Origin of the sequence: Synechococcus sp. CC9902 (assembly GCF_000012505.1) — a bacterium.
Classification (GTDB): domain Bacteria; phylum Cyanobacteriota; class Cyanobacteriia; order PCC-6307; family Cyanobiaceae; genus Parasynechococcus.
This window is the reverse complement of record NC_007513.1, coordinates 447,723-469,158: the sequence shown is the minus strand read 5'-3', so window position 1 is coordinate 469,158 and position 21,436 is coordinate 447,723. Positions and strand designations below refer to the sequence as shown.

29 protein-coding genes are annotated in these 21,436 nt (G+C 45.8%); 9 read left to right on the top strand and 20 right to left on the bottom strand.

The window, feature by feature from the left end:
• Nucleotides 1-19 precede the first annotated feature (19 nt).
• The 6 genes from SYNCC9902_RS02270 to SYNCC9902_RS02250 form a co-directional block, all read right to left on the bottom strand.
• The gene (locus SYNCC9902_RS02270; protein ID WP_041424800.1) at nt 20-265 is read right to left on the bottom strand and encodes a DUF2973 domain-containing protein; all 246 of its coding nucleotides are present in this window, start codon (nt 263-265) and stop codon (nt 20-22) included.
• Between the two features lie 499 nt (nt 266-764).
• Nucleotides 765-950, bottom strand: coding sequence for a hypothetical protein (locus SYNCC9902_RS02265; protein ID WP_041424798.1), 186 nt, complete (start codon nt 948-950; stop codon nt 765-767).
• Between the two features lie 73 nt (nt 951-1,023).
• A complete protein-coding gene (locus SYNCC9902_RS02260) occupies nt 1,024-1,185 on the bottom strand; it encodes a hypothetical protein (protein ID WP_232179248.1) in 162 nt (53 codons plus the stop codon).
• A 155-nt stretch (nt 1,186-1,340) separates the two neighbouring features.
• A complete protein-coding gene (locus tag SYNCC9902_RS02255; protein ID WP_041424794.1) occupies nt 1,341-1,535 on the bottom strand; it encodes a hypothetical protein in 195 nt (64 codons plus the stop codon).
• A 156-nt stretch (nt 1,536-1,691) separates the two neighbouring features.
• Nucleotides 1,692-1,835 carry a hypothetical protein gene (locus tag SYNCC9902_RS12345; RefSeq protein ID WP_156771040.1) on the bottom strand — a complete coding sequence of 48 codons (144 nt, stop codon included), beginning with the start codon at nt 1,833-1,835 and terminating at the stop codon, nt 1,692-1,694.
• A 102-nt stretch (nt 1,836-1,937) separates the two neighbouring features.
• Nucleotides 1,938-2,210: a DUF1651 domain-containing protein gene (locus tag SYNCC9902_RS02250; RefSeq protein ID WP_011359268.1), complete on the bottom strand. Its 273-nt coding sequence runs from the start codon at nt 2,208-2,210 to the stop codon at nt 1,938-1,940.
• Nucleotides 2,211-2,966: 756 nt separating this feature from the next.
• On the opposite strand from SYNCC9902_RS02250, the gene SYNCC9902_RS02245 reads away from it, so the two are divergent.
• Entirely contained in the window at nt 2,967-4,370 is a 1,404-nt protein-coding gene (locus SYNCC9902_RS02245; protein ID WP_071818395.1) for a DEAD/DEAH box helicase, read from the top strand.
• A gap of 159 nt (nt 4,371-4,529) precedes the next feature.
• Here the strand turns inward: SYNCC9902_RS02245 and SYNCC9902_RS12340 are convergent, their stop codons facing one another.
• From SYNCC9902_RS12340 to SYNCC9902_RS02215, 6 genes are all read right to left on the bottom strand, one after another.
• Nucleotides 4,530-4,694 (bottom strand): hypothetical protein, encoded by a 165-nt coding sequence (locus SYNCC9902_RS12340; RefSeq protein ID WP_156771039.1) that lies wholly within the window; start codon nt 4,692-4,694, stop codon nt 4,530-4,532.
• Nucleotides 4,681-4,827 carry a hypothetical protein gene (locus tag SYNCC9902_RS12335; RefSeq protein WP_156771038.1) on the bottom strand — a complete coding sequence of 49 codons (147 nt, stop codon included), beginning with the start codon at nt 4,825-4,827 and terminating at the stop codon, nt 4,681-4,683. Before SYNCC9902_RS12335 ends, SYNCC9902_RS12340 begins: the two co-directional genes overlap by 14 nt.
• Before the next feature lie 906 nt (nt 4,828-5,733).
• The gene (locus SYNCC9902_RS02235; protein ID WP_232179247.1) at nt 5,734-6,150 is read right to left on the bottom strand and encodes a thermonuclease family protein; all 417 of its coding nucleotides are present in this window, start codon (nt 6,148-6,150) and stop codon (nt 5,734-5,736) included.
• A gap of 56 nt (nt 6,151-6,206) precedes the next feature.
• Complete coding sequence (locus SYNCC9902_RS02230; RefSeq protein WP_041424789.1) at nt 6,207-6,407, bottom strand: hypothetical protein; 201 nt, start codon at nt 6,405-6,407, stop codon at nt 6,207-6,209.
• Between the two features lie 841 nt (nt 6,408-7,248).
• Nucleotides 7,249-8,145, bottom strand: coding sequence for a phycobilisome rod-core linker polypeptide (locus tag SYNCC9902_RS02220; RefSeq protein ID WP_011359263.1), 897 nt, complete (start codon nt 8,143-8,145; stop codon nt 7,249-7,251).
• A 512-nt stretch (nt 8,146-8,657) separates the two neighbouring features.
• Nucleotides 8,658-8,909, bottom strand: a complete 252-nt coding sequence (locus tag SYNCC9902_RS02215; RefSeq protein ID WP_156771037.1) for a hypothetical protein — start codon at nt 8,907-8,909, stop codon at nt 8,658-8,660.
• A 70-nt stretch (nt 8,910-8,979) separates the two neighbouring features.
• Between SYNCC9902_RS02215 and SYNCC9902_RS02210 the strand changes: the two genes are divergently transcribed.
• Nucleotides 8,980-9,159, top strand: coding sequence for a hypothetical protein (locus tag SYNCC9902_RS02210; protein WP_041424780.1), 180 nt, complete (start codon nt 8,980-8,982; stop codon nt 9,157-9,159).
• 95 nt (nt 9,160-9,254) lie between these two features.
• Here SYNCC9902_RS02210 and SYNCC9902_RS02205 read toward each other — a convergent pair whose 3' ends face one another.
• From SYNCC9902_RS02205 to SYNCC9902_RS12650, 5 genes are all read right to left on the bottom strand, one after another.
• Nucleotides 9,255-9,476: a hypothetical protein gene (locus tag SYNCC9902_RS02205; RefSeq protein WP_041424778.1), complete on the bottom strand. Its 222-nt coding sequence runs from the start codon at nt 9,474-9,476 to the stop codon at nt 9,255-9,257.
• A 22-nt stretch (nt 9,477-9,498) separates the two neighbouring features.
• Nucleotides 9,499-9,777: a hypothetical protein gene (locus SYNCC9902_RS12655; RefSeq protein ID WP_198001785.1), complete on the bottom strand. Its 279-nt coding sequence runs from the start codon at nt 9,775-9,777 to the stop codon at nt 9,499-9,501.
• Nucleotides 9,743-10,120: a DUF3750 domain-containing protein gene (locus SYNCC9902_RS02200; RefSeq protein WP_011359262.1), complete on the bottom strand. Its 378-nt coding sequence runs from the start codon at nt 10,118-10,120 to the stop codon at nt 9,743-9,745. The genes SYNCC9902_RS12655 and SYNCC9902_RS02200 overlap by 35 nt, the downstream gene beginning before the upstream one ends.
• Nucleotides 10,121-10,714: 594 nt before the next feature.
• Nucleotides 10,715-10,996, bottom strand: a complete 282-nt coding sequence (locus SYNCC9902_RS02195) for a hypothetical protein (RefSeq protein WP_011359261.1) — start codon at nt 10,994-10,996, stop codon at nt 10,715-10,717.
• Nucleotides 10,997-11,161 (bottom strand): hypothetical protein, encoded by a 165-nt coding sequence (locus tag SYNCC9902_RS12650; RefSeq protein ID WP_198001746.1) that lies wholly within the window; start codon nt 11,159-11,161, stop codon nt 10,997-10,999.
• A gap of 990 nt (nt 11,162-12,151) precedes the next feature.
• On the opposite strand from SYNCC9902_RS12650, the gene SYNCC9902_RS12330 reads away from it, so the two are divergent.
• Together SYNCC9902_RS12330 and SYNCC9902_RS02190 are read left to right on the top strand one after the other, a co-directional pair.
• Complete coding sequence (locus SYNCC9902_RS12330) at nt 12,152-12,331, top strand: hypothetical protein (RefSeq protein ID WP_156771036.1); 180 nt, start codon at nt 12,152-12,154, stop codon at nt 12,329-12,331.
• A gap of 628 nt (nt 12,332-12,959) precedes the next feature.
• Nucleotides 12,960-13,574: a DUF3598 family protein gene (locus SYNCC9902_RS02190; RefSeq protein WP_041424774.1), complete on the top strand. Its 615-nt coding sequence runs from the start codon at nt 12,960-12,962 to the stop codon at nt 13,572-13,574.
• 259 nt (nt 13,575-13,833) lie between these two features.
• On the opposite strand, the gene SYNCC9902_RS02185 is transcribed toward SYNCC9902_RS02190, so the two are convergent.
• Both SYNCC9902_RS02185 and SYNCC9902_RS02180 read right to left on the bottom strand, forming a co-directional pair.
• Nucleotides 13,834-14,457 (bottom strand): alternative oxidase, encoded by a 624-nt coding sequence (locus SYNCC9902_RS02185; protein WP_011359258.1) that lies wholly within the window; start codon nt 14,455-14,457, stop codon nt 13,834-13,836.
• Between the two features lie 353 nt (nt 14,458-14,810).
• Nucleotides 14,811-15,005, bottom strand: coding sequence for a hypothetical protein (locus SYNCC9902_RS02180; protein ID WP_009790555.1), 195 nt, complete (start codon nt 15,003-15,005; stop codon nt 14,811-14,813).
• A gap of 276 nt (nt 15,006-15,281) precedes the next feature.
• Here SYNCC9902_RS02180 and SYNCC9902_RS02175 point away from each other — a divergent pair, with 276 nt between their 5' ends.
• Nucleotides 15,282-15,566, top strand: coding sequence for a DUF427 domain-containing protein (locus tag SYNCC9902_RS02175; protein WP_011359257.1), 285 nt, complete (start codon nt 15,282-15,284; stop codon nt 15,564-15,566).
• A gap of 154 nt (nt 15,567-15,720) precedes the next feature.
• On the opposite strand, the gene SYNCC9902_RS12920 is transcribed toward SYNCC9902_RS02175, so the two are convergent.
• Complete coding sequence (locus tag SYNCC9902_RS12920; protein WP_255346180.1) at nt 15,721-15,843, bottom strand: hypothetical protein; 123 nt, start codon at nt 15,841-15,843, stop codon at nt 15,721-15,723.
• Nucleotides 15,844-16,037: 194 nt separating this feature from the next.
• Between SYNCC9902_RS12920 and SYNCC9902_RS02170 the strand changes: the two genes are divergently transcribed.
• The 4 genes from SYNCC9902_RS02170 (at nt 16,038) to SYNCC9902_RS11945 (ending at nt 21,341) form a co-directional block, all read left to right on the top strand.
• Entirely contained in the window at nt 16,038-16,259 is a 222-nt protein-coding gene (locus SYNCC9902_RS02170) for a hypothetical protein (protein ID WP_232179246.1), read from the top strand.
• Nucleotides 16,260-16,330: 71 nt separating this feature from the next.
• Nucleotides 16,331-17,113, top strand: a complete 783-nt coding sequence (locus tag SYNCC9902_RS02165) for a prohibitin family protein (protein WP_041424772.1) — start codon at nt 16,331-16,333, stop codon at nt 17,111-17,113.
• A gap of 379 nt (nt 17,114-17,492) precedes the next feature.
• A complete protein-coding gene (locus SYNCC9902_RS11950) occupies nt 17,493-17,657 on the top strand; it encodes a hypothetical protein (RefSeq protein WP_232179245.1) in 165 nt (54 codons plus the stop codon).
• 135 nt (nt 17,658-17,792) lie between these two features.
• Complete coding sequence (locus SYNCC9902_RS11945; protein WP_071818393.1) at nt 17,793-21,341, top strand: SwmB domain-containing protein; 3,549 nt, start codon at nt 17,793-17,795, stop codon at nt 21,339-21,341.
• Nucleotides 21,342-21,436: the final 95 nt, after the last annotated feature.

Here is a 21,436-nt window from a genome sequence, read left to right as displayed (position 1 = left end):
ATCAAAAAGGAATATCTGATCAAGCAGGTGCAGCTTCAGACTCACCAATCTCTGGAAATTTGACAACGAGCAAATCTTCGGACGTGATGTCGCCGTTTTGATCAAGAAGCTCTGGATGAGTCGTGAGTAGGCCTGTACGGTCCTGACGCCGAGACACTGAAGCAGCTCCGTTCATGTTGAAACCGAGAGTCATCATGCGAAATGCCTGAACAAGAAGGAAGACAAATACAGCGGCAAAAACTATTGGGAAAAGGAATGACAACATCGGATCACCCCTCCCGCTTGGCCACAGGGACATCGGTTGGTTGAGCTAACACGTAAACGACACCCGTTGTCAGGACAGCCGTAACAGCGATCAAAGCGAGGATGGCAGAGGAGTAGTCGCCCATGACAGATTCTTCTTATGAAGAAACGTTACGCGATTTCGGGAGCATCCGTGGGCCTTGGAGCCAGATCCACCAAAAGCAGAAAGCAGGAAAACTATTGGGTCGCGGAAAGACGCGTCGATCGCTGGAACCCTGAAGGAAGATTTCTCGTTCTTGCGCGACGAATGGCTAAGTACATCAACGGGTAGTTCTATTGAAGTGAGAGCACTACAACGAGAAGAGGGATTGTGAACGCTTCATGGGAAAAGCTAAAAAGCTGTCGACGGAAACCAACGATCAGTTGATCACCTCACTTATTGGGCTCGCAGCCATCTTTGTGTCATGTGCGATCTGGTGGTCCATTGCCCCTCAATGGCTTACAAGCACCTGGCAAACCTTTTAAGCAGCCAGCGGTAGTTCATCTGATAACACCAGCGGATAGTTGGGCCTTGGACCAACCTGCCCAAGGGCTATGGCTCGTGCCCGTTCATATAAAACGCTGTCAATTTCGCCGGCGACCTCCAGATCAACAGCAATCCTTGCCCAGTTGTTGATTTCAGCCTGGTCCACGGAAATAAGGCTCATTGCTGAGAATTACAAGGACAACGGGAGAGATGCGCAAGGAGAAGTCAGCATCACAAAATCATTTTGTAGCGGGTCATTGCTTTTTCAGCACTTTCCAAGCCACATATCCTGCACCACTAAGAAGAACAAGGGGCAAAACAGCCTTGACGAAGCCGAGGGCAATCCAAACCACAAGGATCCCAACACCAAAGCCAACACCAGTTTTTTTGACCATTGCCTGACTCTCATCAGTCATGGTGGACCACTTGGGGAGAGGCATGCCGAAGATAAACAACGAGATCACTGCCCAATCTTGTCGAACTTGAGGGTAAAAAGCCAGTCCCTACAGCATTAGGAACAACTAGAAACCCACTGAGGTGAGCCAAACGGATTGAATGTCTATGGGTGTAATCAAATAAAAGAATGGGAGGTGATCGGAACGCATTCATCATCTTCTCCAATCAACTGGACTAGTTGAATGTCTACAAAGGCTTGCGTCAGAGCCAAAATCTGAAGCACATAGCAGTCAACAGCCTGACCCAAATCATCAAATGATTCGACAACGACAGAACTTTCGCCATCGTCAACACGAACTTGATACTGCATCAAAACGATTTGCGAAGGCGTACAGAAAAAGACTCGTGAAAACTCGGTGCCCTTAAAAAGCCACTATCAATCCAACAAAAGAAAGAACATCGAAAACGAACAAGGAAAAAATTTTTTGTTAGACAGCTGAAAACTATTAATCAGCGTGAAAACGAATTATTCGCTGCAACGTTCTTCTTCCGCTAATTCGCGTAAAAAACGACGGCGCTGAGGAGATTCATATCCGGTGAGTTGACCAGCGTTGGATTGGCTTCCAGACTGTTTGATCTCCCTTCTGGCGGTGAGGTCTGTTTTGTTCATGTGGTCGTGTTTATCGGTTCTCGCGCAATGGACCCTTTTCTTGAGGATTCTTCGGCGTATCGAACATCATACACATCTTCGGCTTTTCTGCAAGAACACGGCCTAACGCACTGGAGGCAAACATCGCCTCCAGCCAGCGGCTTGCATCGTTTTCCACTCCATAACAGCGCTATCCCTGAGCATGCGCCGACGCGCCTGCGGGATTGGGTAGTCAGGTTTTCTCCATCGGAAGGTTCGAATCGTGACCCAAGGGGCTTGGGCCGAAGGAGCATCAGCGCTGAACTCACAGACCAACCCCTGCTGTTCGTTCACGAGCCAACCTTCACCGTCTTGAGGATCGGCAGCTTTGCTCGGGTCTTCTGATTGCTTCCACATCGGAGAAGTCTGGCGACCCAAAACTTAAAATTGAAGCGATGCAACGGAATACCAATAAATGCCAGTCAACTTGGATTAATCGACTTAATACATGGGAATTAGTAATTAAATGGCAAGTGATGTCATGCAACGATGGGTTTCTGGACAAAAGATAACAACTTCGGAAGATATTATTTTCTTGTGACTCAAGAAAACGAGTTTAATTCGAAGGTAAATATCAAATCACCTATTCACAAGTCTGATCAATAAATGACCACTATGCCTGGGTTTAAAAAAGTTATTAACAACCATAAACTGTTGTCTAATCACCTCAATATCCCCGTTCCTTGTAAAGCTGAGCAGCCGACGCATCCACGTATGCATTGACTTTTTTCAAGAAGGCAATCAAACGTTCTTTGAGCTTGCTCATTTTACGAACACAGGGAACACCAAAATAACGCTGATACCAAGATCAACATCGGATTTCGTAAAGCATTGATAACAGCGTCTGACACCCTTAACCGACTGGAAATCACCAGATACCCAGTTCGAGCCAAAACAACCCAATCAGGGACATGGAAGCGATGGTGATCGAAATCCACTGATCTTTGAGAACGCGAGTCATAACCGTGTCGATAACAAACCAGTCAACCTGCTGAACCCACGCTCCGCCACCCCCACCTGCAACAGAGTTCACAACTGAAAACTTTGCAAATAATGGTCAACACCCCATAAAAAAAACACAACTCGATTCATTTCAAACACCTGAGCAACAAAATGCTCATTGAAGAAAGACCAGTGTCGATGGGTGTAGTATCAGCAAAGGATCATTCACCAATTATTTCAAATCTAAAGAACGACAACAACAACACATTGACTTTTGAGCAGCTAGAGCTTTGTGCTGAAACAGTCAGATCGATAAAAGAATCAGGATATCTATCACCAACACCAATCCAGGCCCTAACGATTCCGGAGGTACTCCAGGGAAAGGACATTATGGCATCAGCCCAAACTGGAACAGGAAAAACTGCGGCTTTCATTTTACCTATTATCGAGTTACTTCGAGCAGAAGATAAGCCAAAACGATACCAAGTTCATTCTCTTGTTCTCACACCAACAAGGGAGTTAGCTGCACAAGTTGAGGCCAGCGCGAAGGCGTACACAAAATATCTAGCCTTACGATCTGATGCCGTTTTTGGTGGGGTTAGCATTCGCCCGCAAGTCAAACGCCTACAAGGTGGGGTCGACATTCTTGTAGCGACACCAGGCCGTTTACTCGATCTGATCAATCAGAAAATGATCCGATTTGACAATCTCAAAGTTTTAGTTCTCGATGAAGCAGACCGGATGCTTGATATGGGATTCATTAGGGACATCAAGAAAGTAATTGAGTACCTGCCAAAAAACCGCCAAAATATGATGTTTTCGGCAACATTTAGCACCCCAATCAAAAAGCTTGCCCTCGGATTACTCAACGATCCTGTTGAAATCAAAGCCTCAGTACAAAATCAAGCCGCTCCCACAATTGAACATCTTGTTCATCCTTGCGACATGGCTCGCAAAGTTGACTTGCTCTGCCATCTCATCAAAACCAACAAATGGAAGCAGGTTCTTGTGTTTGCACGAACAAAACATGGTGCCGATAAAGTCGTCAAAATTTTGTGCCATCAACACATGAGGGCATCAGCCATTCACGGAAATAAAAGCCAAGGAGCACGAACCCGGGCACTCGAAGGATTTAAAAATGGTGACATCAAAATATTGGTCGCAACAGATATTGCCGCACGGGGTATTGATATACATCAACTGCCATATGTGATCAATCTTGATTTGCCAAATGTCGCGGAAGACTATGTTCATCGTATTGGACGAACAGGTCGGGCCGGTGAGGCTGGACATGCCATTTCTTTAGTTGCAGCGGAAGAAGCCTTATTACTCAAGGCGATTGAAAAATTTATAGGCAATCCACTCCCAAAAGTTGATGTTGTTGGATTTGAACAGAAGATTTTGAAAGCTGAACCGCTGAAGCAAGGCGGGCAACGCCAACGCCGACCTTCTCAATCAGCACGGCCGGGTCAAAAGGCAAAAACTAACCATGCCTCATCACAACAACGAAGAAGTGACTGGAGAAAGTCATCGAATCGATCAACACAGGGAGAGCGAAGAACACGACAACGCTGACTTATGACATAAACGCCAGCATCAGCCCCTTAACAATCCACAGACGAAATCTTCTAATGCATTCATGGCATGGATGTTATGCCCAATGGATTGATACCTCACATAGCCGCAGACGATCATCAGAGTCACACCAACTGGATTAGAGCGGACAAAAACACATCATGCTGATTGTTTGTAGTCGGTTTCCGCTTCTCGACGTTCAGCACAACACTGCATACACATACAAACGTAATCAGCATCGATACCGATAAAGCCTCCACCTCGCCAGTGGGTGTGCAACGTTCCAGGAAAGAGACGAGCCAATTCTTCATTAGAAGCGGCCATTCGCCCAACCGCAAAGAACAATGGTCCCTAAGCTCAGCAACAACGTGATCGCCTGGCGCTTTAAGTCGACAGGATCCGAAGGATGGCTGGCGTAGGCCTCAATCGACACCTCGTCTAATGGCATAAGTGACATGGGTCTGGCGACAGTGATGGAAAAGGGTGGAAACCCAGAACGACCTTCCCCACTGGCTCATGCGAGCGTCTAACACCAGTCGAGTCAATGGGTCATCTCTCCTAATGGAGAACAAACTGAACATCTCCACGAACGGCAGCCAAGGAGATTGCGGCTGGACCGTCACATGCTTGCGCAGCGCGATGGTTTTTTCTTTTAAATTGACCCAACTTATGGGCTAAAGAAATGACTGATCAGTCGCAGACTGCCATTTGGCCAGCTTTACTGCCAACGTTCCTTTTCTTTGGGGGCTTGGCCTCCGCGGCACTACTCACACAACTCATCGGGTAAGCCCCACACTTCAGACACCCAGCAATGCGTCGATCCACCGCCATCTCTTCAAGATGCGATCAACGAACGAACAAAAGCTAAAGCAAATATAATTACCTATTTTCAAAATAATAAGATTAGGAAATCATTCAACTGTTCTGTTTAAATTTGCCAGACATAAACGGAGGAAAACATGTCTGGCCAATCAAAATCTCCGGCCTGTTACTTACGCTGGACCGTCCAAAAGGTCGCCGACAGAATGTATGCCGTGGCTGCAACAATTGACGGAATTGAGTACGACTTTGTCGGTAATTATAAGTCGATTCGTGATGCTCAAAAGGCAGGTCGTCGTTACGCTTCAGACCTGATGCATAACTCGATGTCCGGGGGACAGCTGGCCTTCAAATAAGGCACTATTTCGTGCCGGAATTGGCGACCATCGCCACCGCGATAGAAGCTGTAAAAGTTGGACCCAGCCTTAGTGCTGGGTCTTTCATAAGGCCAACACATCACAATGTTGGCGACACAACATGGTCATTCTTTGTGAAAAGTTAATCTAAAATTCTCATTCAAGCGGGCTTCAAGATAGTTCATTCATTATCTGTAGAGCCATGGCCTCGTTATCCCTTGTGGAGCATCCTTCCATATGCCGATCCGCGATTGACGAGCTTGATCCTCTATCAAAAGAAGCTTCGGGCCATCACAGTGAGATTCATTCGCTTGATACACAAAAACTAACCCAAGACGAATTAACTCTTCGCCAATATTGATTCCGCCAATAGTGAAAATATTAGCAACAAGTCGACCGTATTTATCATAATTAATCGGCTGGACTTTGATGATTGAATGACTAGGTAGAAGACCGATTAATGTGTTCCTAGCAATTCGTCCATAGGGAGACTGGCCTATCTCAGGTGCGTCGATACAGGCCAGACGAATCTTGGTTTGCTTACCATGAATCCTTGCGATCACACTGTCTCCATCAATCACACGAAGGAGGGTGGAGGCCTCCAATTGCAGAGGACAAACAACCAAGATGAATAGACCAATCGCTATTTTCGACTTCAACATCAACCTTTTTCCCAGAGCTTGAATACGAGAAAGCTTCCAGGTGCTGCGATCAGCAAAGCTATAAAGGGCAACATCAAAAATTGCGCAACGACGTTGAGGTCGCCAAGCAGACTGGTCAGCCAGTTGCACGCACGAATACCAGCGATGAGATACAGCCCACCGAAGGCGATGGTCCATACAAACTTCTGAAGGTCAGTCATCAGCCGTTACCGGATCGATCTGGTTAGAACAGATAAACGTTGAGCAGAAATTCCGATGAAGTTTGACCCGATGAATGCTGAACCGATGGGAACTCTCATTCTCGACGGTAAGCACAAGCCATTCCATGCGCTTGCGTGTCCTCTGCATCCTCAAATGAAACATATCAAAAGGAAAATATGAGGGCCGTAAATCACCAATCACCATGGTTACTCCCAAGATTCCTTCTTCATGAAGGCTCACGACCTTGATCACTGCATAAGACAAAGCCTGTCAATCCCATCCAATAGCTTCACCAAGACGGTTCAGTAGTCCATCGCTTGATCGTTAGTCCACAGAGCTCAAGGCTTCTCAAATGATCTTGGGCCTCCCATAGGCCTAGAAACTCCAGACAGACACCCTCAGAGAGGCAAACAAGGAACTTTCCGTCCTGCGTCTGCTGGATAGGCAACTCACTACAAGGCAATTTGATTTCTTCAATCATTTGGAAATCATCTTTCGAATATTTTGTCGAATCAAGTTTTTGGCTGTGCATCAAATGACACCCAATTAAACTTATGTGGAAATGAACTTATTAGCCAATATTTACTCGCAGTCGTCTTTCGAGAATCGATAAGTATCATCGACATTCCAGCTTGATCATGCCAAGCAATGGGCTTCATCATTAACTCATCAAAAGCCCTGTCTTACGACAGGGCTTAATCAAACCCTCTTGCACTAAAGAACGGAGTATTCACTTCTAGTCACGTGGGTTGGACCAAAGCAACGTAATGATGGAGTAAAGCCCAGAGAGTTGACACCGATCATTCTTGTGGAGTTAAACAAGAATTTGCAAGAACTTTCCTAACTTGCGACCGCAGAGAAAGCCACAATCGCAACAACACGGGTCACTTCAATCAGGCCAGCGATTGTTAGAACCGTAGCAATCTTGGTGGCAATCTTAGGCGGCCTACCACCAGACCATGCCATCGACATTTCCATGTATTCCAGATCACTTCCATTCGGAAATACAATAATATTATTGGGCTGCGATGAGAATGACTGATTCAATTGACTCGCAGCACCAATCGCCTTGTCCGAGTAGGCATAACCGAGCGACATAGCAGCTGTTCGATTAAATGTAACCTGGGGAGCACCAGCAGATGACTTCCATGAACGCATATATGGGACCGTATGCTTACCAAACGTTTCCAAATACTCAGCAGAATCAACCATTGCATCTATCACAGCTCCATGCCCAGATTCAGCCTGGAGAGCAATGAGGCTGGAAATTTCTGATTGACTATAAGGAACCCTACCAAGCAGATGCTTAAAATCCAGCTCAATGGTCCGCATTGGAGAACAATTAGTATAAAAATTACGCTGATAAAACTCGGATTTTGCGATCCCTTTAACAAAGTCTTTTATGGCTATTTCACCGTTTAAAAGTTGGGATTCCAACTCAACTGAACGCTCATAATCCATGAGATGAGCATTGCCATATACATGGGCATAAGCAGCCTCGATAGCCTTTTGGCAAGCTTCAGTGGAAGAATCAGCAAGCTCTCCCCTTGGCACTTTGGTCTCACATTCCTCATGCAGCCTTGGCCCCATGGGAAGACTCATTTTTTCACAGCTAGCCTGTAGGAACTCAGCGCTCGTGGATGCGACTTTGATCGGTGACTTTCGATCAAACTTAGCGGGATGACCTGTGGTCCGCTCTCCACCAAACTTCGTAATTATCGACTGAGAAGAAATCATTAACCGCTTAAACTAAAGCAAGATTGATAATACTCTATTTATCAAGTATGCAAGAAATAGAAAACCGCTCTGCAAGCAAAAAGAAGATAAAGACATACATGTTTACGCAAATAATGCCCAGGAGTGACTATTTCTTAAGCAGCATGATCACATTTTGCTTTTTATATAGAAAAAAAACAAAATGCCTTGGATGCGAAAAATTCGTGCATTAGAGAGACAGTCGCGCCACTTCGATATGACCTTCAACCAATGATTCAGAAGTTGGATCGTCTGAAACAACTCGGGCAGATGCATAAAGGGCCATCTCTAGCCGCTCCGATGCTTGCTATAACAACGCGAAGCAACGAACTGAATGAGAAAAACCCACAACCCAATTCGGCTTTAGTCTCAAACTGTTGAGCAGAGCTCATAACAACCCAGGACAATCAGCTGAAACACGATGGATCAAAAAGCAGCGACATGGACTGAGATGAAAAGCGTGAAGCCTCTCCAACAGCGCCTGGCTGCAAGGTTTACGAGAACTGACTGTTCTCTCGTGCCATCAATTCTTTTTTAGAGCAGAAATGGACGTCGACATGGCCAGAAACATCGTTTAAAACCGCATCAAAGAGTCCTTTAAGGAGCGTTTTTTTCATGTCCGCCCATGGGTTGAGGGGATAGTCAAAAAGGTGGCAGTGCCAAACCTGAAGAGCAGAGGCAGAGTGGTGCAATGAAACGACTCCTCGTTCTGCTTCAGCGCCTAACAGGCGGACATCAGAAGCCACCGCTCCATACACCGGCGGAATTGGAATGCTTCAAACGTGATGCCCTTGAGAACAGGGGCAAGCACTACTGATGCAGGGAGCATTTGAGCTAGGGCTGGTGGCAATCCTTTTTGTGGGTCTTCAGGTTTGGTGGCTCAGCAAAGTTTTTTTGAATCGTCCTCGGCAGCCACGACCCATCGGCAAACCGATGCGGGCCAATTCACTTCAAAACGAACGGAATGCCTTGGAGAAGCTGTTTGGAAAATCCTGATCGTCAGAACACGACAGACGCCTTGGTTGCGAACCAAATCACCATGCTTGCCATCGCGATCGTGCAACCGATCAGAGGGAGGGTAAGGGAGAGCTTCATGCAAAGACCTGACGGTTTCGCAGTATGAGGTTGATTTGCTCAGGAGAAGCAAAGGCTTCATGCCTCTTATCCCGGCATGCCCTAGACACGCCAAACAGGATTATGAGCTTTTCAACGATGCCAAAAAGCTGAAGATCGACAAACGACAGACGAGCAAGACATCGCAAAATCCACTGAAATGAAGCAGGCAATTTTATAGACGCCACATCTAGCGCCATCGGTTCAAATTAAGAGCTACATCTAGCGCTTGCCAATAATTTCTTCCCAGGTGATTAATTCTGGTTGCTTTTTGGTTGGCTTGGCGGCATTAACTCGCGAAGCTGAGTCTCCCCGCTCTGGAGTGAGTGATCTTCTGTTCATTGAAAAAACGGTTATCGGTTCTCGCGCAGTGGTCCCTTTATCGGGCGCTTTGGCGTGATCCATAACTAACACAATCACCGAACCAAGCGCAGTGACGTGATCTCTGAATGGAGCGATCTGCTGCTCAGCCCGAATTTGGCACAGGAAAGCCTCTTCCAATAGCTCGGCTTCCGAGTGTCATTTGATCTCGAACAACCCATTGCGCAAAGGTGTTGCTATTGGGGCCAGGCCAGTATGCATATTGTTGAATCAATGGGTAGTTGCTTGGGGATGATTCAATTCTCCCCGCAATGAATAAAGCCTCTTTATCCAACCATTGGCGTACTAATCGAGAGGGTCCGCTCCCAACTCCTTGATAGGGAGGCAAAAGATTCTTGTGAAGATATCCCCAACTTGAATCATTCTGGTACGGATGTTGCCACACCTCCCAACGATCAAAAGTGTGGTGAGGTTTTGCCTTGCAACCACGCAAAACAACACACCAATAGTGATCAGCAATCATTCCGGTGATACCTGGGATTCTTGCCGCTAGCAACTCAACTCTGATCATATTTTTTTGCGCATCACAACAACAATAAATAAAAATAGCTCAAACAATCGATCAATCAATTTCTGACATCGACATAGCGAAGCTTCTATGAACTCCTCGACATCCAGCTGCCTATAGCTAAAGGCAGCTGATTAGTTCAACCGTGGAACGTGAAACTTGGAAAAACGGGCAAGGTGGAAGAGCTGCCGACCTTTAGGTTTTCAACCTGTTTGACAGAGCTAGAACCAGTACAACTAGACCATTGGCATCCCGAGGGAATCTTTGGCAGAACTCATGGAGATGTATCGGCGGGCAAATCAGGCTGAAGCTGAATACCAGGAATGGCTTGCGTGGCTGAAGCGCCAGGTTGGACAGGACCAAGGTCACTCCAATCAGCCAGACGACACGTCAGCGTCGTAATTGAAGTGAAGCCAAAAGCTTCGCAAGGTTGATGGATGGCCTAACGGCGTCGATATCCGAAAGTTCAGAGCCTCACAGGCTCATGCTCAAGAAGTCGTACGGCCCCACCATTCGAGCTCATACGACTTCATACAAGCCAGGCAATGGCTACTGCCCCCAGTTGAAACCGAAGCGCTGACTTGCTGCAGCCTCCATTTCCTTCCGGACTTGAACCATGGCTTCACGTGCAAACGCTTTGTCGTTTTCCTGAGCGGTGATGATCTGCTTGGTGAGAGAGCGAAGCTTCTCGATATCATCGCAGGCATCGATCTCGCGAAATGCTGCTTCGAGGTGAAACCTTTGCTCGACTGATAAATGATGATTAGTCATAACAAGAAAGTAATTTGAATTCTCAGGGCGAATTGGGGCTTCGTCGATGAGACGGATCAATCAGGCGGTTGTAATACTGAAGGGCGCTGCTGGATCGCTTGTTGGCATCGGATCGGCTTGGCCTTGAGCCAGGGCTTTGGCACGGCGATACATTTCACTATTGGTAGCGCCGTTCGCTTCCATTGCTGCTGCAACAACGGCCCAATTACGGATTTCAGTTGTCATTGTTCAATGTATTATTTTCACCAATCTCGCAACTACTCCTCGCCACTGTGAGGGAGACAACCGTCAGGAGACCGAACAACAGAACAATGCCAAGTTTGCTAACAACTACAGCAATCGAAAGAACCAGAACCACTCCACCGGTAGAGATGCATTGATCTCAACCGCGTGAATCGAAATTCGGACCTGGCTTCCAAGAGAGCAACCAATGAATTGGTATCAGGCAAGACAATCAACAATGAATCATTTGCTACAAATGGGAAGAATTAAATGTCGACCGAATTAACGTGAAGAAGGTACAAGTTCAAATGCCTGACCAATTCCATGCTGTCCTCAAGGACTACGCGAATGCATGGGACATGACCATGTCAGAAGTGATGTATGAAGCTATCGGATCATATATTCATAAACATTCTGAATGCTGTGGATACATCAACTCGCTATTGACTTTCCGTGGAGTAAAAACAGATAAGAGGGTTTCTAAGAATTGCTATGGTCACCCATGCTTTGCCTGCAAACACAGAACAGCATGCGGCGCTGGCTTATACGAAGGAAGCTGGGAGATGAATCCAGAAGTGCAAGATTACATTGACCTCAATTCCCCAACAACCACATCAGACACTCGGGTTTAGCCGAAAATAATAGACTCACAAGATACTAAATACGATGATTTATTAAATCAAGGCACCAAAAAAGCAAATAACTATATTGCATAAAGACAATAAAAAATGAGTTCAAGCCACCATTCGCCATTGCATTTTCGCCTCCAAAGCACATCAAGCCTTAGGGAAGCACGTGCTTTCTGCAGGGCGTGAAACAGCACCCCCCACCCTGCATAGGGATGCAAACAGCAAGAATGCGGGTCATTGAAACAACTCGTAGTTGTTTTTATGGTTATCCACAAAAATATTTTCAACTCCGCTGTCGCACCGATCATATAGAGACGAATTCAAATTAAAATTTATTAAATCTGTTAGTCGATCGACAATATCCATGTCGCTTTCTGTAAGTAAATTTACATCTTTAAGGCAAGCAAGTTTATTAGAGCAAGCAAAAGACGCAATTTCAGCCGCAAACGAAAGACAAAAATCAATGCCACCAAAAGAGCTCAAGGTGACGAAACAATCACCACACAGCCAACCAAAGCAAAAGAAAGAACACGTCGCCGCATAAGAGTATCAACCAAGAAACGACGTTTCAAGATTGTAAGCAAATAACACTGTCCAAAAATGGGATCTATAAATTAACGGAATTAAGTATTTTCATGCCCATCGTCATACTGCGTTGCAAAGCATGGTTGCTGAAGGAATAATTCTGATGTTTGAAATAACTGCATAATCAAGGAGTCATGCAACTCGTCGCTCCTGACACTAAAAATGCATTGAGTCACAAAGGTATTGAGCTAGATCTCATAGGCCTTGCAGGCGATATTCGCAGGATTTTGACAATGAGGTTTAACCCAGTCTTTTTAACTTTGCGACGCAAGTAGTCAGAAGCTCTACAGCTAATGATTTTTATGGGGGAATAATTGAAAACACTTCATGAGATTCATCACCACCTCCTTTCGGCTCGCACACATGATCCTGAAGACAGGGTAATCCAAAGGCTTCGGTGCGAGCTTCACACCCATCTGTTGAATAACCAAGGAGTCTGATCTCCGAGCCCTTTTGTGATCAACGACCCCTCAGACCAAGGCTGGAATATCATAGAGAGAAAGAAAACCGTCAAGAAAGCAGAAGCCCCGTTCACAACCGTTGATTAAAACCGCCACCATTGGCAGTCGATACACAACCATCAGGCCATGCATGATCCCCGCACTGCCTTGTTGCTGCACAACAAGGGGCTATGGCAGGGATGTTTTATGCGTCTCAATAGCAATGGCATCGAAGACGATCGATTTCTCACGTCGCTGGATGTGCAAGAACAAAATGGTGTGATCGAAAGCTGCCTCACCTACAAACGCACAGGGCAACAGCGGTCGATGAACTTCGAAACAGTGCCTTTCACCATGCAGGTGAGCGCCGCAGGTGCATGGTCACTGGGTCCTAGCTCTGTCACACCTTTTGGTTGGGTCGGAGAGCTGAGCGTTGTTTCTGGTGAAGAACGTCGGCGAATTGTTGCCCGCTATGGACACCATGGTGTTGATCAGGTGGTTTACATCATTGAGACCAAAGGTGGGGGCGAAGCCATCCCTCCTTCACAGCCCATTCAATGCGAAGCAGTGCCCTGCGGAAACTGGCTGATTTGGATGCCGGAGCCTGGGGTGGAGGTGTTGCTTGATGCACGAGATCGACAGATGAATGACTGCACAGCTTGTGGATTGCGATGGCTTGACGCCAACGGGCAGCAGCAACAGATCATGCGGCGCTACGACAACACCGGACAGCTCGAATCCCTTTCAGACCTATGGCCATAAAACAATCACCACTAAAAAGAACGTTGCCAAGGCATAGAGACAAAACCTCTTTCACAACATTCATCTAGCGATTTAAATCGATAGATCTAACGCCATACAACGACTTCGTTGCAGGATCCATTTGCAATGAATCTGTCCAAACAAATAACAGCTATATTCGTATTTTTTCGCCCGAATAATAAATCTGAACAAAGAAAGTTAAACCTTTAACCAGACTCGATCCACAGTCAATCAATGCCTATCACAACGAAAGCCGCCCTCAGAATGCGATGGCTTTCTGAGCATTCGCATGCACATGATCCGACTCATCTTTCACTATGGCTTCAACAACTTCCCTCATTGAGTGAGGTTGCTGATCACCTCTTACTCTCCACATGCTGTTCGGCTTATTCCAATAACGAAGGGCAGTGGGTACTGCTGGTTGGTTCAACCACTCATCCGACTGCTCAACCAACATCCTCCTATAGGTCTTCACTGCCTCAACCTCGACCGCTTCACCCAGAAGAGCAGCCAGTTCATGGTCGATGAGGGTTGTAATAGCAAAAACCCAATAAATAATGACAGCAATATGTCGCGCCAGAAATCTGTCGCCCCAGTTCTTCAGGCCGTTGAGATCTCTTGCAAAAATATCTTCATGTGTTTGTTCATTTGTATCTTGATATCGTGCCAGCTCCAATGTTTCTCGGATACGACCTTGTCTATCAAGGCCGATGGTTTCTAAGTAATGACAAGCACTCTCTTCGGCTGTGTATGCAGTCCGAGCGATGATCTCAAGCGATGCTGCCCTTCGCTCATCAGCCTCATACCAAAAAATATTGAGCAAGCCTTCGCCAGTTTCAATAATCTTGTGTGCAACTTCTGCCTTCCTTGTTTGCGTTTCCAATGAGAGAGCTCACATCTATATTTATTTTTAGATCTACAAGCGGTAGCGTGTGGAATTGATTCTTAAATTTTCAAAGCCATTCATTCCTTAAGGTCATGCCACGACGATCAAAGTTTGATGCTTCATCGCCAGCCCAATCAAGGAGGCAAGGACAAGGACTAGTCGTGTTATCTCGCGATCTAGAGCAAGGCTTTACGCGTTGAGCTTGACAAATGGTTTTAAAAACTCGAAAAAAAATTCCAGCTGCAGAATTAATTGCAACTGGAAATATAAAGATCTAACAAGAATTAAGACATGCAAGAACTTGCTTCAATATTCTTGAAATTTTATAGAGAAAAAACTATAAAATTTGATCAGCAATCAAAGACCTTGCACATGGGTGAACCAGGATGCGTATCGCAGATATCGTCAAGCAACTTATCCTTGTGACGATTGGCTGGATTATCTAAACCACCATTCTCCTTAGGATCAAATTCATCAGGAGAATGCTTTTCGTTGGTGCTGTAGGGGACCTTGTACTTTTCGTACTTGTCTGTGATGTCTGTCATGACTAAATAACTAACAAATTAACCCTATCAAGCAGTTATGCAAAAGTCGTTAAATGAATATGTTATTCGTGCCTGATGGCATCAGCCGTCACTTTCTGGCGTTGTGAGCCTGCAACGGTGAGGGTCTTAGCACTGAAGTGATATCCCTGCAGACACTCAACAACGCCCCAAGTGCTCCATCCCAACCTGCTGCTTCATGCACCGCGCAACGTTGGGTCGACGCATGAATGTCGGACAGCTTCCTAGCCTTTCGCCCAATGAAACCAGGTCCAAGCCATGCCGGCGATCTTCAACGGAACTGTGCTGGCTTTCAGCGATGACATCGTGATGGTCGATGGAAATCCTTATTTCCCTCACGCGTCAATGGCGACGGATTTCTTTCGCGAGTCAGATCTCACAACCGTTTGCGGCTGGAAGGGAACAGCCCGCTACTGGAATGTGGTGGTTGGAGATCAAGAGATCAGCAATGCCGTTTGGGCCTACGACACTCCCAAGCCCGACGCTGAGTCGATCCGTGAACGCTTTGCCTTCTACCGCGGCAAGGGTGTCGAGCTGCGATAACACGTTTTGAATACCCCAAAGTGTTCAAAGCTGACATCAGCGAAGAATTCGTCAGAAGATCATTCACCAATGAGAAAAGCTCTGTACCCGCTTTGCGCTTTCTTGCTTATCTCGGCGGGAGCTGTTCAGGCTGCTGAACCCATCCGTCTTGTCGTTATTCCATACGACGCAAATTGGGGGTCTCGTCGTCTTCCAGTTGCTCCATTCCCACAGCTGCTACCACCTCCACCACCAGAAATAAGACCGACAGTTGCGAACCAAATATCCGTTCAACCACCCAGCAAAAAATGGTGTCGAGGTGATTGCTGAATTGAGTACAGCCAGATAGCTGACCGCTGGCTTAGCTGAGGATGCTTGAGGCAATGGCCTTACGGCCGTTCGGCATCAATCGCTAGTGCTTTTCCATTTTGGGAGCAAAGATCAGAGTTGGTATCTCACATGGGTCACACTGGATCAATCCAGAGAACCCCGATGAAACATCTTCTACTGATCACACTGGTTCTGGGGGCACACTCACTCCTCGACACCACCAAGGCTGACGCAGCCTATGTATCCGAGAAAGTCTTTAATGAAACATTCGATAAAGCGCATGCAAAATGTGCCAATGTTGATCTAAATTTTTTAAATGAATTTCGTTGGTGCTTAAATCGAGAACTGGAAGAAATTTATATCGACAGCAGAGAAATTCATTAAAATACTAAGGGTTTCAGCTTTCTACCACCATATGGTCTTGCGCGGCTAGGATTTGAAAAATCAAATTTGAAATGAGATCGTTCCCTCAAGGACAAAGCCAGCAGATGTCGAAAAGCCTTCTAGGAATAACCGTGCTGGCCGTAGGTGGGATTGTGATTCTTTCGAGTGTATTTGTTGTTCCTGCTGGAAAGGTTGGTGTTGTTACTACCCTTGGGAAGGTCTCAAAAACCCCTAGGCTTCCAGGCCTAAATCTTAAACTGCCCTTTATTCAGAGCTCACATCTCTTTAGCGTAAGGACAAAAGTTGTACCTGAGAAATTCTCAACACTCACCAAGGATCTTCAGGTCATTGAGGCGACTGCTACGGTTAAATTTGCAGTAAAACCAGACGAAGCGCCTCGTATCTACAACACGATTGCCAGCAACGACGATAGTATTTATGGCCGCGTTATTCAGCCATCTCTCCTTAAATCCTTGAAGTCGGTGTTTTCGAAATATGAACTAAATACGATCGCTACCGATTGGAATACGATATCTACCTTGGTTGAAAAAAGTGTAGCAAAAGAGCTCAATAAGTTTGACTATGTTGCGGTTAAGGGATTAGATCTTACCGGCCTAAAGATTGCGGAAGAATACCGATCAGCTATTGAGCAAAAACAAATTGCAGAGCAACAATTACTAAGAGCGAAAACTGAAGTGAAAATTGCAGAGCAAGAAGCCCTTAAGTTTGAAACCCTCAATAGGGGATTAAATAATCAGGTTTTGTATAAGTTATTTCTAGACAAATGGGACGGTACAACTAAAGTTGTTCCTGGTATTCAGGGTGGAACCCCACCGGTCATCGTTGGCAATTGACCATCACATTTTCAGCAATCCATGCTTCATCATTGCTGATGTGTAGAACTTACTGAGTTAAACGTCATCGCGAACATCTGCGATTGCGACAACGGTTGACCAACCCAAATTTCCCTGCATGCCAAACAAACCTTGGTTCCAAGCCAACATCCACGCTCCCGGCACTGGCTTTGCTCTGTTAGTCATTGCGTTCTGCATGTTGATTCAGACCATCCCTTCGGCAATCTGCGTATTGACCCCCAAAACCGGCTGGGATCCACCGTTGTCTCCAGAAAGGGTCAGGTATTGCAAGGGCGGCTGATTACTTACCCGTCTGAAGGAGAGTTATGCCGGTAAGCGATGCCAGTCTTCCGCGTCCCCATCAGGGGCATGCATCTGCATGACCTGCCAACACTTCACTTACGGCGCTGACCAGCATTACCGCACGGTCCTTGGCTGCAACCTCCGCAGAGGTCAGCTGCAACAGGGTGAACATCTCACCAAGCAGTGCAAGTACTGGTCTTCGGTGTCAGATATGGAGACCGGAGGCATAGTGGCAGCATGAAATCTCACGGGCGTATCACCAGTTGTAAATACTTAAAACATCTGCAGCGCAACGTTTTTTTACCGGCCAGGACCCTCCGAACCATCAGCGTCTTAAGATTTACGTAATGTTCTAGCCGCCACAAAGGGTCGAGTCATGGGCGCTATCTACGGCAGCAGCTATTACAAGATCGTTGATGGACCGACATGGGAAGAATCTGCATCAAATGCCGTAAAGAATGGTGGACATCTAGTCACAATTAACACGCAAGCAGAAGATGAATTTGTCGAAGATTTTCTAGAATCATATTTCTCAGGACTAAATAAAATAAGCGACGGAGGCCAGGTTTACTTTTCAAGAAATAGCGAGGAGCAGTCTTCAGACGTATGGATCGGTCTTAACGATAAGGCTAACGAAGGACAGTATTTGTGGCATTCAGGAGAGCCAGTTAGTTACATCGAAACCAACGAGTTATATGACGACAATGGGATTCAAGACTATGTCGCACTTCGCTATGTAACAGCAATAAAATGGGGATGGGATGATCAAGAAAATACAGACACAAAAAATGCACAATATGGTCGTGCAAATGTGCGCTACTCAAATAAAGTCGGTATAGTCGAAATCCCTCTCTCTTACTTTTCAATATCAGATGCCACCTTTAGAGAAGGAAAGGGTGGTGATGTCACGATTACCAGAACTGGTGGTACGACAACATCACAGACACTGAAGATCATTTCAAGTGATGGAAGTGCAACTCTGAGTGATGATGACTATGCACAAGTCAATAAGACAGTCACCTTTGCAGCAGGAGAAACATCAAAGACAATCAAAATCTCAACCACAGCTGATCTTAATATCGAAAGTGATGAATCCTTCTCGCTGACAATGACAGCAGAGGGATCCGACGACGTTCCTCCACAAATCACTGATGGTTCAGCAACGGTCACCATCAAAGCTGATGACTATGAAAGGGGAAATAGCCTTTACACGATTGTCGATGGTCCAAACTGGACACAAGCGGAGACAGAAGCAAAAAGCCTTGGCGGTAATCTCATAACGATTAATAATAATGCAGAGAATACATATGTAGTAAATACAATTGGAAGCGGGCATTGGATTGGATTCACAGACGAGGGATCAGAAGGTAACTGGAAGTGGAGTAGTGGTACTAATTCTCTCTATACCAATTGGGCAGCATCTCGAGCTCAACCAAGCAACAGCTCGCATCCAGATGATGGAAGAACGCAGAATCATGCATGGATTCATCCCCATTTCTCTGGGGAGTGGGATGACTATTGGAATGACATTCAAGGAGGATTAGGTCTATTACCGACTTCTGGGATAGCGGAGATACCCCTCGGTGGTACTCCCACTTACTCAATAACTCCTTCAACCTCATCCATCGACGAGAAATCTCAATCCTCCGTTCGCTTTAATATCTCAACAACAAATGTAGACACCAATACTCGGCTCTATTACACACTCTCTCCACTCTCTGGTTCAGAAGTTACTACCTCTGACTTCTCTTCTGGCAATATCAAGAGCTCAAGATTGATCGGGTCTGACGGCAAGGCAACTTTTGTTCTTTCTGCTACTGCTGACAAAACAACAGAAGGTACTGAATCCTTCAACATCAAGCTCTATTCCGACTTTCAGCGCACAAATTTAGTTGCCACATCATCTTCTGTCTCTATTGCTGATACTTCAACAAAAGCCAAAACTCCCTCCTACTCACTTTCCATCTCACCATCATCTATCGATGAAGGCGATGCTTTCCGTGCGTCTGTATCAACTAAAAATCCCATAGCCAAAACCAGGCTCTACTACACAATTAAAGGTGATATTGACTCTAATGATTTCACATCTTCTCTAACTGGCAGCATTCTTCTCAACTCAAAAGGGACAGGATCTTTTACAAGACGTACAACAAAAGATCTTCTCAAGGAAGGTTCAGAGTCTGCCCAAGTCTTTCTGTACTCCGACTCAAAACGAACGCTCCCAGTTGCAACAAGTGCAAAAGTTACTATTACTGATACGTCCAAAGGTAAGCAATCAGCGGCACTCCTTTCAGCCTCTATCAGCACAAAAACAATCACGCTCAACTTTGATGCATCACTGAGTAACACCAAGCCAGCTACTCAGCGTTTCAAAGTAACTGCTGATGGCAAATCCATCCGTGTTAGCTCGGCATCGTTAAACGCTGATGCAGGCAGCCTCAAGCTCAACCTTGCTTCTGCAATCAATCCCAAGCAAACCGTCAAGCTCACCTACACCGATCTCAAAGGCGATCAATCCAAAGGTGTCTTGCAGACCACCGATGGCACTGATCTTTCTTCTTTTTCAACTGCTGTATCCAACAACAGTTCTGACAGCACTGCACCGACAGTTACAGACGCAACGATCAATGGAAAAGCCCTAACACTCTCTTTCGATGAAGCGATTGCCAAGGCCACTCCATCTAATCGTTCTTGGACGCTGAAAGAAGACGGAAAAGCCATCTCTATTACCTCAGCTTCTGTTGATAGCAGTTCTGCTCAACTTGACCTCACACTCTCAACAGCGGTTGACCGTGGCAGCAACATCACCCTCTCCTACCGAGATATAAGCGGTGATCAAAAAGCCAATGTCATCCAAGACCTTGCTGGTAATGACCTTGCATCGTTCACCAATTTCAGCGTCGAGAACCAAACCATTCGATCGAGCGATCCTCTCGATCTCAATACAGCTGAAATTAATGGCAATGAAATTGTTCTTGCCTTTAACCGAGAGCTAAGTACGACAACGCCTTCAACAGGCACCTTTCGGCTCAGAGTGAATAACAAAGCCATCAAAGTCAACTCGATCACTCTTTCTCCGAACGATCGAGAAGCAGTTCTCAAGATCGCCTCCCCTGTCGCCCATGGAGACAACGTCACCCTCTCTTATACAGACGCACAGGGCAATCAAAAAAGCAACGTCATTGAGGATGTCGACGGCAATGATCTCGCCACAATTAGCAATTTCAAACTCACCAACAACACACGAAAGTCATCCGAGGGATTTGAGGTTGACTATGCCGATGCTGATGGGAAAATCATTAATCTCTACCTCACCGATAGTCTCTCTTCCTCCATTCCAAAAGCTGCACGCTTTCGCGTTACTGCTGATAAAAGAAAACAAAAAATAGGCTCGGTAAGCACAAGTCCATCAGATGGAATCATCGCGCTTAGCCTTAAGAAATCAATTAATCCAAAACAAGATATTCTAATTTCATATCGAGATCTCAAAGGTGATCAACGTTCAGGCGTTGCAGAAGATACTGATGGCAATGACCTTGCCTCCTTCCAAAATCTTTCTCCTATTAATGACACATCTAGCTTTGATGAGATCACTGACAACAATCCACCAAGCCTAGAAGATGCCTATCTTGATGGCAAAGAACTGATCCTTGAATTTGATAAGTCGCTTCAAACAGGAAAAGTCAGTCCCTCACGCTTTAAATTAAGAGCAGGGAAAAAACGTGTTCGTGTTGCGTCTGCTGTTGTACCAAAAGACGATGACTCAACTGCCATTCTTATGTTGAAATCTCAAATACCTGCATCAGCCAATTCTCTTTCTCTGACCTACAAAGATCTCAGAGGTGATCAGTCCTCAAATATCATCCAAGATGATTCAGGGAATGATCTCGCATCACTACGCAACTTCAGTGTTGAAATAATTTAGGCGTCGATTCTTTCGCGTAGACCTACTGAGATGCGTACGAGAATTTGATGTCTCGTTGCAGCCCGTTTATGCGTTTGCCTTAGCATTAATGCCAA